At 56.4% G+C, this 13,474-nt stretch carries 12 protein-coding genes, 1 tRNA gene and 1 pseudogene; 5 read left to right on the top strand and 9 right to left on the bottom strand.

The features are described 5' to 3' along the window. Window positions 1-161 precede the first annotated feature (161 nt). Complete coding sequence (locus WD071_RS15365; RefSeq protein ID WP_368049394.1) at window positions 162-761, top strand: arylesterase; 600 nt, start codon at window positions 162-164, stop codon at window positions 759-761. Here the strand turns inward: WD071_RS15365 and WD071_RS15360 are convergent. Genes WD071_RS15360 through bcp form a run of 4 tightly spaced genes read right to left on the bottom strand, consistent with a single transcriptional unit; the run spans window position 739 to window position 4,052 of the window. Continuing rightward, window positions 739-2,013: an MFS transporter gene (locus WD071_RS15360; protein ID WP_368049275.1), complete on the bottom strand. Its 1,275-nt coding sequence runs from the start codon at window positions 2,011-2,013 to the stop codon at window positions 739-741. The two genes, WD071_RS15365 and WD071_RS15360, sit on opposite strands and share 23 nt — an antisense overlap. Then, a complete protein-coding gene (locus tag WD071_RS15355) occupies window positions 2,003-2,779 on the bottom strand; it encodes a pyridoxine 5'-phosphate synthase (protein ID WP_368049274.1) in 777 nt (258 codons plus the stop codon). Before WD071_RS15355 ends, WD071_RS15360 begins: the two co-directional genes overlap by 11 nt. Continuing rightward, on the bottom strand, window positions 2,776-3,582 hold the full coding sequence (locus tag WD071_RS15350) for an alpha/beta fold hydrolase (RefSeq protein ID WP_368049273.1): 807 nt from the start codon (window positions 3,580-3,582) through the stop codon (window positions 2,776-2,778). Before WD071_RS15350 ends, WD071_RS15355 begins: the two co-directional genes overlap by 4 nt. Then, window positions 3,579-4,052 (bottom strand): thioredoxin-dependent thiol peroxidase, encoded by a 474-nt coding sequence (gene bcp, locus WD071_RS15345; RefSeq protein WP_368049272.1) that lies wholly within the window; start codon window positions 4,050-4,052, stop codon window positions 3,579-3,581. The genes WD071_RS15350 and bcp overlap by 4 nt, the downstream gene beginning before the upstream one ends. Before the next feature lie 163 nt (window positions 4,053-4,215). Here bcp and cobB point away from each other — a divergent pair, with 163 nt between their 5' ends. Then, the gene (cobB, locus tag WD071_RS15340) at window positions 4,216-4,938 is read left to right on the top strand and encodes a Sir2 family NAD+-dependent deacetylase (protein ID WP_368049271.1); all 723 of its coding nucleotides are present in this window, start codon (window positions 4,216-4,218) and stop codon (window positions 4,936-4,938) included. Here cobB and WD071_RS15335 read toward each other — a convergent pair. The 3 genes from WD071_RS15335 to WD071_RS15325 all read right to left on the bottom strand — a co-directional run bounded on the left by WD071_RS15335 (window position 4,922) and on the right by WD071_RS15325 (window position 9,533). Continuing rightward, window positions 4,922-5,581 carry a putative 2OG-Fe(II) oxygenase gene (locus WD071_RS15335; protein ID WP_368049270.1) on the bottom strand — a complete coding sequence of 220 codons (660 nt, stop codon included), beginning with the start codon at window positions 5,579-5,581 and terminating at the stop codon, window positions 4,922-4,924. The genes cobB and WD071_RS15335 overlap by 17 nt on opposite strands. An 81-nt stretch (window positions 5,582-5,662) precedes the next feature. Continuing rightward, entirely contained in the window at window positions 5,663-8,560 is a 2,898-nt protein-coding gene (locus WD071_RS15330; RefSeq protein ID WP_368049269.1) for a TonB-dependent receptor, read from the bottom strand. Between the two features lie 250 nt (window positions 8,561-8,810). Beyond that, the gene (locus tag WD071_RS15325) at window positions 8,811-9,533 is read right to left on the bottom strand and encodes a 2OG-Fe(II) oxygenase family protein (protein WP_368049268.1); all 723 of its coding nucleotides are present in this window, start codon (window positions 9,531-9,533) and stop codon (window positions 8,811-8,813) included. Window positions 9,534-9,637: 104 nt separating this feature from the next. Between WD071_RS15325 and WD071_RS15320 the strand changes: the two genes are divergently transcribed. Continuing rightward, window positions 9,638-10,642 (top strand): class I SAM-dependent methyltransferase, encoded by a 1,005-nt coding sequence (locus tag WD071_RS15320; RefSeq protein ID WP_368049267.1) that lies wholly within the window; start codon window positions 9,638-9,640, stop codon window positions 10,640-10,642. A gap of 1 nt (window position 10,643) precedes the next feature. On the opposite strand, the gene WD071_RS15315 is transcribed toward WD071_RS15320, so the two are convergent. Then, a complete protein-coding gene (locus tag WD071_RS15315; protein WP_368049266.1) occupies window positions 10,644-11,036 on the bottom strand; it encodes an acyl-CoA thioesterase in 393 nt (130 codons plus the stop codon). A 28-nt stretch (window positions 11,037-11,064) separates the two neighbouring features. Next, window positions 11,065-11,142 (bottom strand) — tRNA-Thr (locus tag WD071_RS15310). Window positions 11,143-11,360: 218 nt separating this feature from the next. Here WD071_RS15310 and pgi point away from each other — a divergent pair. Together pgi and WD071_RS15300 are read left to right on the top strand one after the other, a co-directional pair. Then, entirely contained in the window at window positions 11,361-13,025 is a 1,665-nt protein-coding gene (gene pgi / locus WD071_RS15305; RefSeq protein ID WP_368049265.1) for a glucose-6-phosphate isomerase, read from the top strand. Then, window positions 13,022-13,447: pseudogene (locus WD071_RS15300) on the top strand (ATP-dependent zinc protease); the annotation flags it as partial. The gene pgi and the pseudogene WD071_RS15300, both read left to right, overlap by 4 nt. Between the last annotated feature and the right edge of the window lie 27 nt (window positions 13,448-13,474).

Here is a 13,474-nt window from a genome sequence, read left to right as displayed (position 1 = left end):
ACTGTTAAACGCGGGGCACATACACCGCCTGTCGCCGAAATAGGCCATTGTACCGACTTATGAACGTTAAATCGCTGATCTGCAGACTCATCCGACCGTGCCGCCGGACATGCCGGACATACAATCCCGGTGCCGTGCGCCACGCCGTGCTTGGCATTTTAATGCTCCTGGCCAGCATGGCGGCTGCCGAGGACGACAATGGTGTCGTGCTGGTGTTCGGCGACAGCCTCAGCGCGGCGTACCGCATGGATACAAATGATGGCTGGGTCGCCCTGCTGCAACAGCGCCTGCGCGACGAGGGCATGTCATTGCGCGTCGTCAATGGCAGTGTCAGCGGCGAAACCACGGCCGGCGGACTTGCGCGACTGCCGGCCATGCTTGATGGCCATGAACCGGACATTGTCATTCTGGAACTGGGCGGGAACGACGGCCTGCGCGGACTGCCAGTGAGCAGCATTCGCCAGAACCTCGAACGCATGATCCAGCTCAGTCAGCAGGCCGGCGCTGAGGTCATTCTGGCTGGCATACAGATACCGCCCAACTACGGTCCGCGCTATACCGGACCTTTTTATGCGCAGTACCAGGAGCTGGCCGATGATTACGGACTGGTACTGATTCCCTTCCTGCTTGATGGCATTGCGGAGAACCCGGCACTGATGCAGGACGATGGCATTCACCCCACTGCCGAGGCCCAGCCCATGGTTGTTGATATTGTCTGGCCGATACTGCAGAGCGTGCTCAGGGCAGAGGGTCAGCCCTGACCACCGGTCGCTGATCTGACATCAGCATCAGCATGGCGGCCGCCCCCAGATTACAGAAAGCCATCAATAAAAATGCATTGTCGTAGTTGCCGAAGCGGTCGTAATAGGCTGCCGCCAGCACCGGCCCGAGTGCCGTCAGGGCAAAGGTAAAAGGCATCGCCGTGGCCCGCACCGAACCCAGATAGCGTCTGCCAAAAAATGTCGCCCAGATCACTTCCTGCAACGGAATCAGTCCACCCCAGCCGACCCCCATCATCAGGAATGCGGCATATACCAGAAACGTATTCTGCGCCTGCACCGCCAGTACAATGATGATCAGCGAAAAACCGGTGATACCCGCGCCAATGGCCGCCAGTGGTTTGGCGCTGTAGCGATCAATGAAAAAGCCCCAGAACGGTTTGCTGAGAAACGAAGGAATAGAGCTCAGCGAAATCATCGAGGCCGCAATAAATTTCGAATAACCGGCATCGGTCATGAAGGGGACTGTCTGCAGCAGCATCACGGTAATGGAGATCTGAAACAGTCCAAAGGCAACCACCAGCGCATAAAAGCGCCCGGTGCGCATGGCCTGTCGGCGCGTCATGGAGCTGGCATAGTCAAGACGTGCCTTGTCGCCCATTTCAGATGCCATTTCATCAGCGCTGTGTCCATCCGGATTCATCGCGTAGTCTTCCGGACTGCGGCGGATGACCAGGGCAGCTGGCAGTACCAGTATCGCAGCACCAACGCCCAACACGTGCCAGGCCTGACGCCAGCCAAACATGTCAACCAGCCAGGTGGTCAGCACAGGCAACAACACGCCACTCAGTGATATCCCCATCGCAGCGAGGGCGACTGCTCGCCCTCTGCGTTCAACAAACCATTTGCTCAGTGTGACATTAACAACCAGATTGCCGATCATGGCGGCACCGATGGTCAGAATGACGCCATTGATCACGACCCACTGTGTCAGTGTCTGCACACTGCCCAGCGAGAAAACCGCGATGGATAGAATGACCCCGCCCACAAGAATAAACGGTCGTCCGCCGTATTTATCGACCCCAGCGCCGATAAAAAAACCCGTGAATGCCGCTACCATCTGACCAATGGAGCGTGCCGAGGTGAACTCCGCTCGTGTCCAGTCAAAGGTCTCTGTCATCGGAATCAGGAAAGGACCAATGATGTAGTTCTGCAATCCGACGGCCGCAAACTGGGTGACAAAAGCGGCAGCTACAATCCAGTAACCGTAAAAAACCGGGCCTTTACGCGCCACAGTTGGCAGCACCCGGCGTAGCTTGCGGGGCGGCTCTGGTAATCGCCAGGTAACGACGCAGTACCTCGTCCATGCCCAGTTCCAGCGACTCAACAATCAGGGCATGACCGATGGACACTTCCAGCACCTGACCGCCCGCCAGGAAGGGTGCCAGGTTGTGCAGATTGAGGTCATGGCCAGCGTTGACGCCAAGCCCACAAGCAACCGCCCGGTCGGCCGTGTCCAGGTACGCCTGTAACACGGACTGCGTCCGGTCTTCCTCCCCGGCCGCATACGTCCGGGCATAGTGTTCGGTGTACAGTTCGATACGATCTGCACCAACTTCTGCAGCCAGTTCAGCGGCAGCCGGGTCCGGATCCAGGAACAGGCTGCTGCGCACGCCCCACTGCCGCAGCTGCGGTAACACCGACTCAAGCAGATCCCGGCTCCGGGCAATCTGCCAGCCGTGGTCGGAGGTCAACTGCCCTGGTTTATCCGGTACCAGCGTGCACTGGGCTGGCCGCAGTGCGTCTATCAATGCCATGAAGTCAGCCGAGGGATACCCTTCAACATTAAACTCAACGTCAGGATGGTCACGCAACAGTGCCGCGATATCGCGGGCGTCCTGGCGGGTAATATGCCGTTCGTCGGGCCTGGGGTGAACGGTGATACCTTTAATGCCATGACCCATGATTTTGCGCACAAAATACAACAGGTCGGGATAATTGGTGCCTCGTGAATTACGCAGCAGGGCAATCTTGTTAACGTTGACACTGAGAACTGTCATGAATCAGCCTGTTGATTGTCAGAAGTTTTGTCAGAGAGAAAATCGAGTACCAGCCGGTTGAAGGTCTCGGGTTTTTCAGCATGCAACCAGTGTCCGGCCTGCATCAGTGTCTTAATCGTCGCCCGCGGGAAATGCCGCAGCGTTTCCTCCGGGTGCGCCTCGGTGATATAGTCCGACAGATCGCCGCGAATGAACAGCACATCTCTGTCGAATACACCGTCACCCGCAGGCTTTTCACGCAACGCAGGGTAGTTGTCACGAAGCGCCGGCAGATTGATGCGCCAGGCAAACCCCCCGTCGTCGTCACGCTCCAGATTGCTCAACAGGAATTGTCTTACCTGCTCATCCTCAACCCAGGCCGCCAGTTGCTTGTTCGCCTCGGTTCGACTCGACAGTGTATCAAGGTCCAGCGCGCTTAAACCGTCAAAGATCTCATCATGTTCGCCGCGTTCACCACCGTACTGCACCGGCGCGATATCGGCAATCACCAGGCGCTTGATGCGCTCAGGGTGATCCATGGCCAGTTGCATGGCCACCTTGCCACCCATTGAATGCCCCAGCACATGCGCGGCCCCGATGCCCTGATCGTCCATGAACTCGACGACATCCTGTGCCATCAGCGAATAGGACATGTCATGCTCGTGCGGCGAACTACCGTGATTGCGCAAGTCCAGCCCATAGACCGCAAAATGTTCAGCCAGTCTGCGACTGTGCCAGGTCCAGTTGGCCAGATTACCGAGCAGTCCATGTAATATCAGCAGTGGCTCACCGTCGGTGCTGTATTGCCTGAAATTCAGTTTCACAAATGTTCCTTGATCCAGCTCATCACATCATCGTGATGCGTCTTGGTTTTGACCTTGTCCATGACATGCCGCAGTTTGCCTGCCTTATCGATGATATAGGTCTGGCGCAGAATACCATCGTACTCACGGCCCATGAATTTTTTAAGACCCCAGGCGCCGTATTTGTCGGCCACCGCGTGATCTTCATCCGACAGCAATGTGAAGTTGAGTGATTCCTTGTCGATAAATTTCTGCAATCGGCTGACCGGGTCCGGGCTGATACCCAGCACAACGGTGTCGTGGGCGGCAAGCTCAGCTGCACTGTCGCGCAGACCACAGGCCTGAACCGTGCAGCCCGGCGTCATCGCCTTGGGGTAGAAGTACAGAATGACATTTTTGCTGCCGTTAAAATCGGCCAGAGACACCTGTTCTGCATCCTGGTTCTGCAAGGTGAATGCAGGTGCTGGTTTGCCTGTCGTAGGTAAAGACATGTTTTTTCTCCTGGAGAATACAATTTATTATAACGCCCGGTACGCAGCCAGTGGAACCTTGGACTGACCGCCCGCCTTGAGAATGGCAGTGATTAAAGGCCATAATGGGGATGAACTACATTGCAGTAATACGGCACTGCAATAATACGGGCAGCAGAGATTTATGGCAGCACCCAGACGGATTGTTGTACTGACCGGCGCCGGCATTTCCGCGGAGTCCGGTATACAGACTTTCAGAACCAGTGACGGCCTGTGGGAGAACCATCGTATCGAAGATGTTGCCACGCCGGAAGGGTTCGCGGCAAACCCCATCGCTGTGCATCAGTTCTACAACGATCGGCGACGGTTATTGCTCGGCGATTCGATTCGACCCAATCCGGCGCACACCGCCCTCGCGCGGCTGGAGCACAGTATCGTGGATCTGCCGGAACATGACTTCCTGCTGGTCACCCAGAACATCGATAACCTGCATGAACGGGCCGGCAGTCGCGCCCTGGTCCACATGCACGGCGAGCTGCTGAAAATGCGTTGCCAGCAAAGCGGACTGACCTTCGATTTACGGGAAGACCTGACACTGGACACCTGTTGTCGCTGCTGCCGCGTGCCGGGCAATCTTCGTCCTCATGTAGTCTGGTTTGGGGAGATACCCCTGGCCATGGCGCAGATCACCCGGGCACTGGAACAATGTGATCTGTTTGCTGCCATTGGCACCTCCGGCAATGTGTATCCGGCCGCCGGTTTTTTTGAATTGGCACGCGAGCATGGCGCCCATACCGTTGAGCTGAACCTGGAGCCGACCGACGCGCCATTTGACGAACACATCTGCGGTCCTGCCAGCGGCGTTGTGCCTGAATTTGTGGAAAGACTGCTCAGGACCGCAGACTGAACCAGCAATTGCTGGCAATAGTGATACGGTTATCGTTGCCCAGATAGGTGGCCACTTCATGCACCAGGTAGGACGGGAAGATGACCAGCTGACCGGCTGCCAATCGCATGGAATAGTGACCAAAGTTGTAGGGCACGCGTACTTTCACATTGGCCGGATCCATAAACATGTTGGATCCGGGGCGATGATCGAGAAAGCGTAACACGCCGCTGTCCCTGCGCTCTGCCACCGGCTCGCCGGCCTTCACACAGTACACCGCAGACCAGGACGCCATGGGATGATTGTGCGCGACAAACGAACCGCCGTGACGCGTGACATGGAACCAGGTGTGATTGTGCAATTGCATGCGGGCCATCTCCTGCGGCCCATAACCGTTCAGCTGCGCGACCACCTCGCCGATTGATTCCAGCATGAATCCGCGCAGACTCTGCACACAAGGTTCGGGCCAGCGAAAGAAGTCAAAATTGCTTTCAAACACTTCCTGTTGGGTGATGTGCGTGGGATTCGGGTTGCGGTGCTGTTCAGTTTCACGCGACAGGATAAGCTGTTCCAGCGCCCGGTTCATTGTCTCTGCCTCTTCCAGCGTCCGTGTTGCCACTGGCACCGCAAATAACGGGAATATCTCCAGTTCAGATTTGTTCATGGTTTTCTCCGGCTCATAAAAAAACCGCCCCTTTCGGGGCGGTGTTTTTATACCACAATCTCTGTTCCTACGTTCTGAAAATCAGAAGTTGTAGGTAGCAGACACGAAGTAACGACGACCCAGAACATCATATGTTGATGGATCAGTGTTGGACTGGATACCCGCGCCAGCGTCACCGGTGTAGATCGGAGGCTGTTTGTCCATCAGGTTGTTGATACCCGCGGTCAGGCTCAGACCTTCCAGCATACTGGAAGGCGCCCAGGTGCCCGTCAGACGATGGTAGGTATAGGAACCCACTGTCGGCACCACACCACTGGTCACCAGCGAACGGGCTGCGTTGCTGTTAACCACATCCATACCGTCGATGTAGTTCATGGTCCACTGCACACTGTAGTCACCGAAACCGTATCCGGTAGATATACGTGCTTTCCACTCAGGTAGTGTTTCCCCGACGACAACACCGATAGTGCCTGCCTGACTGGTCAGCGGCGCAGAAGGATCTTCCTGTTGCTCCCATTTCAGCAGATGCGTCAGCGCAATGTTGGAGGTCAGCATGCCAGGACCCACTTCCAGGCCAGCATCGATCTGCAGATCGATACCGTCAAGGTTCATCTTGCCCAGGTTCTGGTCTGTTGCACGAACGTTTTCAGCTACACCCGCCGCACTACGCTCAAAGTATGAGCACCACTGGTTGGTCGGGCTGTATGTCGGGTTGGCGTCCTGGTCATTGAAGCAGCGCGATACGATTGATGCCGCGCCTACACCACCGATACGCTCGGTGATCTCGTAACGGAACCAGTCCACTGCCAGACGCAGGTTAAGATCCTGCAGGTCAGGTGACCAGACAGTACCAAAGGTATAGGTATCGGCAACTTCCGGATCCAGATCCGGGTTACCGCCTGACAAGGCACGTACCTGGCTGTTGCCCTGCGGGAAGCTGGCAGGTGCACCTTGTGCTGCACACAATGCGTTTACCTGCGCTGCGTTGGGACCGGTACGCTGAGCGCTGCCATCCCAGCATGGATCAGTGTAAGCCGGGAAGCCTTCGTTCTGGGGACGGAACAACTGGGACACGTTCGGTGCCGCCACCGCTCGGTTGTAGGAACCACGGATTTTCACATTCTCAACGGGCTCGTAATCCAGACCCAGCGAGTAGGTGTCAACACCACCGGCGAGGTTGTAATCAGAATAACGTACCGCACCATCCAGGCCCAGGTAGTTGACCAAGGGCGCATCGTTAATCAACGGAACAGAGAATTCAGCGAACACTTCCATTACGTCGATGCCGCCCACAGTCGGCTGCTGCGCGTTGAAACCAACCACATCGCCACTGGCCAGGAACTGGTCAGGACGGAACACGGCTTCGTTGTCACGATACTCAACACCAAATGCGGTTTGCACGGTACCAGCTGGCAGCTCAAACACACCACCCGTCATGGTAGCACCGGCCATTTTGTTGGTCAGAATCGTTGTGTTCTGCGCCTGCACGGCAATCTCTGCAGCACATGCGTCAGAGATGTTACCCAGACCGAACGGATTCAGACCACCACAACCCAATGGGTCAGGGTTGGCAGCCGTTGCATTGTAGGCAGCCTGCAGCTTGGAGCGGGACACGTTACCCGTCTGGATTTCAGTACGCTGTGTGCGACCCCAGCTGCCCCACAGATCCCAGTTCCAGGTATAGTCGGCCAGCTGGAAGTCACCACGGGTACCAAACGTCATCTGCAGTACATCGTAGTTGTTGTCAGAGGCACGCGACCCGACTTCAACCGTTCGACGATACATGGTGAACGGGTCGTCTGGGTTGGCGCGGGAAGCCAGGATAGTGGCCAGATCTGCCGGAATGAAAGGATTGCTCGCCGACACTGTCGACCCTACGCCAGAAGTGACCGGCGTGGCAGCCAGTTCCTGTTGGGCACTGTAGGTGGTGTAGCTCATCTTGGCATACGCTTCGGCGTTGTCGCTCAGGTCATAATGCCCGAACGCGGCAATCTGACGACGCTCCAATGGCAACTGCAGGTAGTTTACCGGCGAGTAGTTGTAGCTGAAGGTATTCGGGTTGTAGCCAACATCGGATGTGTCACCCTTGTAGTTGACTGTGCCCGTACGTGAGAACAGTGAACCATCCTGGTTAAAACCGAGGATATCGGTGTTGGGCACGGCACCAGGACCGAAGACCGAGTCATACGCCGCCTGGGAGCCACGGTTGGCACCTGCAGGTACGTAAAAACCGTCGGGCACTGCAGCTGAGCCCAGTGGCGCCAGATTGGGTCCGCGAGCCACTTCGGAGAATGCACGATCGCCGGCAAAGACGCCATCACGATTGTCATAGCTCATGAACATGACCGCGTTACCACGGTTGTCATCGAAATTGCCACCCAGCATCAGACTGACAGTCTGCGTGCCGCCATCGCCTTCGGCTGACTCGGCAAATGTCGAAGCCACCTGCACGCCTTCAAAGTCTGTACGCAGCTTGATGTTAACAACACCCGCGATTGCATCAGAACCGTAAACAGCAGAGCCGCCGCCGGTGACGATTTCAATGTTATCGATCAGGCCCGCCGGAACGGTGTTCAGGTCGATGACGCCAGACACGTTGGAAGGCTGCAGGCGGATACCGTCCATCAGTACCAGGGTGCGGCTGGTGCCCAGACCACGCAGGTCAATGTTGGCCTGACCGCCATTGGACGGGTTGTTGGATGTTGTGGTGATACTCGGAACCAGTTGCGGCAGTTCGTTGAGAACCTGCTCGATCTGGGGCGTACCCGCGTCACGAACAGCAGACGAATCCAGTGTAAACACCGGACTGGTGCCTTCAAAGTCGCGGCGAACGATACGCGAACCGGTAACCACGATCTCTTCGACTTCAGCGCCCGAAGGTTGGGCCTGGGCTGTTGAGACAGCACCCATTCCAACTGTGTAGGCACCAGACAGCATGGCCAACTGAATGGCCCGACTTAACTTGGTATTTTTTATCATCAGTTACTCACCTTTGATTTCAAGGTCTGCGCCATATCCATATGGATCAAATACGTTGACAGCACCCTGAGTAGTAGACATTTATTTTAAGTGTGACACCACCATTACAAATTGTGACATCACAGTACGGAGCATTTTTAACACAGTGGCTGGCACATTGGAATATGCTTATCGTCATAAAGACTGATAATTATGAACAAATTCACGTTTTTGTTGTCCAAGACCGGATTATTGCTGCCTGCGACTGCTGTCAGTCCGTACTACCGGCACGCAACCAGCCGGTCACTGCCAGCCTGACCCCGGCGGCGTAAGGGGCCACAAAACTGACATTGTGTGCCTGCGGGACGGCAAGAATGTTGAGGGAATTGAAGACAGGTTTGATGCCACGGCTGACATGGTCGGCACCGTCGAGCAGTTGCAGATATCCGCCCCAGTCCGGTTGCCAGTCAGATGTGAAATTGAAAATATAGGCCACCCGACGGTTCTTGCCGGGCTGATGATCATCGTGACGCTTGAGAAAATGACCTGCCATAAAGCGTGTCGCCTGCGCATCAGCAAAACCGATGTCGTCCATGCCGGTGATCTGGTGGATAAATCCCAGAAATTCCGGCCTGTTCAGCCATTCATAAAAAGCATGCAGGGGATGCCCTTTGTTCAGCCCTGCCTGATGGGCGTCAAATATCGGGTAGTTGTTGTAAAAGTACTGAAAATCGTTTTGCGCCTGCGCAAACACGGCTTGCTGAAGGCGATGATGCTGCTCGCCTGTCATCGCCGAGATTGTTTGTGGCGCCAGGTCAATATGTTTGCCGCGGTCATTAAAACACAGATTCCAGTCTGTCCTGTCCCGCAAGACCTTGAGCAGCTTTTCCGCAGCCGCCTTATGAAGAACATCCGGAATGTGCAGAAAACGGTCACGCTCGAATGACTGCCGCAAAGCCTGCCGATCCAGATTATTTGCCAAACTGAACTTCACAGGCCAGCTCCTTGTTAGTGCAACGTTTGTGCATCGTTGTATATGAACAGCGCATAAATGGCCGCCTGTTATTGCAGCGGTAAATCGGCTATAAAGCAAGTCCTATGACTGACTCTTATCACAACAACAAACCTGCGGCAGCAGCAGATGCCTGGAGCACGTACTGGGAAAAAGGCACTCTGCATTCCTGTCCCGGTGCATTCGGCGCCAACTATGACGATGAAATATCCACGTTCTGGACACAATTCTTCCGACGCCTGCCCGCCCATGCCCGCGTGCTGGACGTGGGAACCGGCAATGGTGCCATCGCTTTCCTGGCCAGAGATGTCAGCCTGAAAACAGGCCTCGAATTTGATATCGACGGCATCGACGCCGCCGCCATTCAACCCGGGCACGCGGCAGCGCTGGCCGGCATCAGCGCTCAGGGCGTCACCTTCCGCAGCCACGTACCGGTGGAAGACACCGGATATCCGGACAGCAGTTTTGATGCCGTGGTCAGTCAGTACGCGCTGGAATACACTGACATCCAGTCAGCGCTGACGGAGGCGGCACGCATCCTCAGGCCCGGCGGCCTGCTGGCCCTGCTCATGCATCACGACCAGTCAGTATCAGCGCAGGCAACACAAGTGGAGCTGGCCGCATTCGACTACATGGCAGACCAGGCACCGCTGCTGGGTATTGCCCATGACCTCGTTGCCCGTGTGCTGGCATCCGGCCCGCCGCCTGACCCCATGATCATCATGCATGACCCGGACGCGCGGGTGCAGATTGACAGGTTCGGGGCGCTGCGCAATCAGCTTTTCTCCTATGCAGATGCCAACCCTGGGGCAGCCTTTGTCAAAGATATCACCGCACGCATATCGGGCTTGCTGCAGCAGTTGCCAGGCATCGGAGCAGCGCCCACCCGTGACAGCCTGCACGCGCTGGAGAAAGAAATGAACGCACACCGCACCCGCCTGCAAGCCATGCAACAGGCCTGTCATTCGAACCATGACATGTCCCGGTTCCGACAGCGGGCACAGGCCTGCGGTCTCTTCTGCCAAAGCAGCAGGGAGCTGCACAGAAGCGGCGATCTGGTGGGCTGGGTGGTTATTGCTGAGCGGACCTGAGTCAGTCGAGCAGCACGTCAAGCATTGCCGGCAAATAAGGTCGGCCGCGCGCATTCACTGCCGTGGTGATAATTCTGGCTTTGACTATCAATTCATCTGACCCGGCGCGACGAATTTCCTGAAGGAAGGCCAGCCGGATGCGGGATTCCCGGGTCGGTTCTACCGATACATGGAACCTGTCGCCACTGCGTAAGGATGCCAGGTAGTCAATCTCGGCCCGTACCACCACCACAATGACCCCGTCAGCCGTGAGCCGGGCGAAATCGAGGCCGCGTGTCTTCAGAAATTCATGCCGGGCGTGTTCCAGGTAGTTCTGATAGACCGCATTATTGACAACGCCCTGCAAATCGCATTCGTAGTCGCGGACTTCCATGGCGTGCTGGAATAGGGTCATGGGAGATATTAAAAGGAGATCTTGAAAGTGGTGCCGACACCAGGAGTCGAACCCGGGACCTACTGATTACAAGTCAGTTGCTCTACCACAGCTGAGCTATGTCGGCGTCAAAAACGTGTATGACCGTAGACTTGTGGTCAACACTTTCAGGCCGCGCATACTAACAGTGAACAATTCGCTCGGCAACATTTTTTTGTCACCTGTTCTGCACAGCGTTTTTGCCAGCCACACAGGCTAAACCGCGTCCGTGGCCAAAGGATCAATTGAACCCCTGCAGATTATAAGATAATTTAGTGGTTTACCCGCAATTATGGCAGACAGTAGATGGCAAGGGCTCAGGAAACGGAAGCATGGCGTCAGCTCCAGGCTCATCAAACACAACTGTCCACGTCTGGCACCCGGATCTCTGATCTGTTTGCACAGGATCCGCAGCGGGTCGCCACACTGAGTTTCGACTGCGGCAATATCCTGGTCGACCTGTCAAAGCAACTGCTGACCCCCGATACCCTTGATCTTCTGTTACAGCTTGCCAGGACCATGCGCCTGACGCAGGCAATTGCCGACCTCTGCAGTGGCGAACAGGTCAACAACACCGAACAGCGACCCGCCCTGCACATGGCGCTGCGTGGCCTGAATGTGCCGGCACGGCCAGACATAGGCAAGGACGTTAGCGCGGCACTGGCAAAAATGGATGCACTGGTCAGCGCGGTACATGCCGGCACCTGGACGGGATACACCGGTGACCGCATATGTGATGTCGTGAATATCGGTATTGGCGGCTCGGACCTGGGCCCGGCAATGGTTACCCGCGCTCTGCAGTCCCATCACCAGGGCAGTATTCGCAGCCATTTTGTCTCCAACGTCGATCCGGCGCACTTGCACAAATGTCTGGCACAGCTACGGCCGGAAACCACGCTTTTTGTACTGGCATCAAAATCGTTTACCACGCTGGAAACCATGCAGAATGCAGATCTGGCGCGACGCTGGCTGCTCTCAAAGGCAGACAACGAGGCACTGGCCAAAACGCATCTGCACAAACATTTTGTGGCGGTATCAACCAATAAAAAAGCCGCCGTCGAATTCGGCATCCGGGAAGATAATATATTCCCGATGTGGGACTGGGTCGGCGGCCGCTTCTCGCTGTGGTCAGCCATCGGCCTGCCTATTGCGATGGCTGTCGGCATGGCACAATTTCGCGAGTTACTGGATGGCGCGGCAAGCGTTGACCAGCACTTCATGGAGACACCGCTGGCATCAAATGTGCCGGTGCTGATGGGCCTGCTCGCCGTGTGGTATCGCAACTTCTGGGATGCCGGCAGCCACGTGACCCTGCCCTATGCTCAGGATCTGGAACTGTTTCCCGGTTTTTTGCAGCAACTTGAAATGGAGAGCCTGGGCAAGTCTGTCGATCGCGACGGCCGCACCGTTGAGGTCAGCACCGGACCGGTCATCTGGGGTAGCGCCGGCACCAATGGTCAGCACTCATTCCACCAGTTGCTGCATCAGGGCACAGAATTTGTGCCCGCTGACTTTATTGCCATCGCGCAGCCAGCCGTCGCCGATAACCAGCAACAGCACCGCCACCTGCTGGCCAATTGTTTCAGCCAGAGCCGCGCGTTGATGGAAGGCAAAACCAGGCAACAGGCCAAAGCAGAACTGCTCGCTGCCGGTGAGGACCCGGCCCGCGCCGAGGTCCTGGCGCCACATAAAGCCGTGCCCGGCAACCGCCCCAGCACCACGCTGCTGCTTGATGACCTGAGCCCCCGCAACCTGGGCAGCCTAATCGCTATCTATGAACACAAGGTTTTTGTGCAAAGCGCCATCTGGAACATCAATGCATTTGATCAATGGGGTGTGGAAATCGGCAAGCAGCTCAGTAAACCAGCGTTTGACGCACTGAATGGCGACGACGCTGCCGACCGCTCCCTGGACCCCTCCAGCCGGGCATTGATCCACCATTGCCTGAACAAGCCCGGAGACCCGTCATGAGCAGTACAAAAGACCACAATACAGACGCTGGCAAGATCATTGTCGGCAGCGAAGAGTGGTGCGCATTGCCCACACTGGGAATTCCGGCAGTCAAGGTGCGCGTCGACTCCGGCGCCAAAACCTCATCATTGCACGCGTTCAACATCCGGCCCTTTCTGCGTGCCGGCAGCTCCTGGGTCAGCTTCGAAGTACACCCGCTGCAAAACAACCGGCGCACCATCATTCGCTGTGAAGCTGAAGTAATCGACAAGCGAGTCATCAAAAGCTCCAGCGGCATCGGCGAAAAACGTTATGTGGTGCGCACCAGCCTGCAGCATCGTGATCAGCAATGGGATATCGAACTGACACTGACCAACCGCGATTCCATGGGTTACCGCATGCTGCTGGGGCGCGAAGCCATGAACGGACGCATACTGGTCGATCCGGCGGCAGGCTTTCTCGGTGGTGAC

This window comes from Pseudohongiella sp., assembly GCF_040877505.1.
GTDB lineage: Bacteria > Pseudomonadota > Gammaproteobacteria > Pseudomonadales > Pseudohongiellaceae > Pseudohongiella.
Note: the sequence above shows the minus strand (reverse complement) of the source record. Positions and strands in the feature narration are given on the sequence as shown.

What these genes read in the sequence shown, in the direction of transcription:
- WD071_RS15365 (WP_368049394.1), top strand. Translation starts at nt 162, where the DNA reads ATGCTCCTGGCCAGCATGGCGGCTGCCGAGGACGACAATGGTGTCGTG.
- WD071_RS15355 (WP_368049274.1), bottom strand. Translation starts at nt 2,779, where the DNA reads ATGACAGTTCTCAGTGTCAACGTTAACAAGATTGCCCTGCTGCGTAAT.
- bcp (WP_368049272.1), bottom strand. Translation starts at nt 4,052, where the DNA reads ATGTCTTTACCTACGACAGGCAAACCAGCACCTGCATTCACCTTGCAG.
- cobB (WP_368049271.1), top strand. Translation starts at nt 4,216, where the DNA reads ATGGCAGCACCCAGACGGATTGTTGTACTGACCGGCGCCGGCATTTCC.
- WD071_RS15335 (WP_368049270.1), bottom strand. Translation starts at nt 5,581, where the DNA reads ATGAACAAATCTGAACTGGAGATATTCCCGTTATTTGCGGTGCCAGTG.
- WD071_RS15330 (WP_368049269.1), bottom strand. Translation starts at nt 8,560, where the DNA reads ATGATAAAAAATACCAAGTTAAGTCGGGCCATTCAGTTGGCCATGCTG.
- WD071_RS15320 (WP_368049267.1), top strand. Translation starts at nt 9,638, where the DNA reads ATGACTGACTCTTATCACAACAACAAACCTGCGGCAGCAGCAGATGCC.
- WD071_RS15315 (WP_368049266.1), bottom strand. Translation starts at nt 11,036, where the DNA reads ATGACCCTATTCCAGCACGCCATGGAAGTCCGCGACTACGAATGCGAT.
- pgi (WP_368049265.1), top strand. Translation starts at nt 11,361, where the DNA reads ATGGCAAGGGCTCAGGAAACGGAAGCATGGCGTCAGCTCCAGGCTCAT.